This window comes from Rathayibacter sp. YIM 133350, from assembly GCF_037404875.1.
Classification (GTDB): domain Bacteria; phylum Actinomycetota; class Actinomycetes; order Actinomycetales; family Microbacteriaceae; genus Orlajensenia.
Genome location: NZ_JBBELO010000001.1, coordinates 1 through 504, shown reverse-complemented (window position 1 = coordinate 504; position 504 = coordinate 1). Strand labels below are relative to the sequence as shown.

Below are 504 nucleotides of genomic sequence, written 5' to 3'. Positions count from 1 at the left end.
GGGCTGCGGACTTATCCGGGTTGCGCCCGATGATCTCGACGGTGTTCCCGCCGGCGACTGCCCGACTGCCGATGGCGCGGGCCATGTTGCCCGAGCCGATGATGCTGATGCGTGCCATGAGATGCTCCTTCTTCGGTGTCTTCTGATTCACCGCGGGCGTTCATCTGGCGTCGAGTCGATCGTCAAGGTGAGGCACCCCTCCGGTTGCGGGATATAACCGGAGGGTTGCCTCACCTATTCCGCCCGCCGCGAAGTTTTTCGTCAGTGCTCGACCGAGCGACGAAGAATCGGAGGGCCCCCTCCGCTTCGGCGTAGAATCGCGGTGTGACGATCACCGCAACGAGTCGGACGCGTCGACCGCGTCGTCGGGACGCTCAGGAGCGCTACGACAGGATCCTGGCGACGGCGCAGCGCGAGTTCGCCGTGCGCGGTGTGGATGCCTCACTGGAAGGGATCGCTCGCGAGGCGGGCGTCGCGATCGGCACGCTGTATCGCCACTTCCCG

At 65.7% G+C, this 504-nt stretch carries 2 protein-coding genes; one reads left to right on the top strand and one right to left on the bottom strand.

What is annotated here, in order from left to right:
• Positions 1–118: NAD(P)-binding domain-containing protein (locus tag WDJ51_RS00010; RefSeq protein WP_337850364.1), on the bottom strand; the 118-nt coding region annotated here is incomplete at its 3' end.
• 206 nt (positions 119–324) lie between these two features.
• On the opposite strand from WDJ51_RS00010, the gene WDJ51_RS00005 reads away from it, so the two are divergent.
• A partial coding sequence (locus WDJ51_RS00005; RefSeq protein ID WP_337850363.1) for a helix-turn-helix domain-containing protein occupies positions 325–504 on the top strand: 180 nt, incomplete at its 3' end.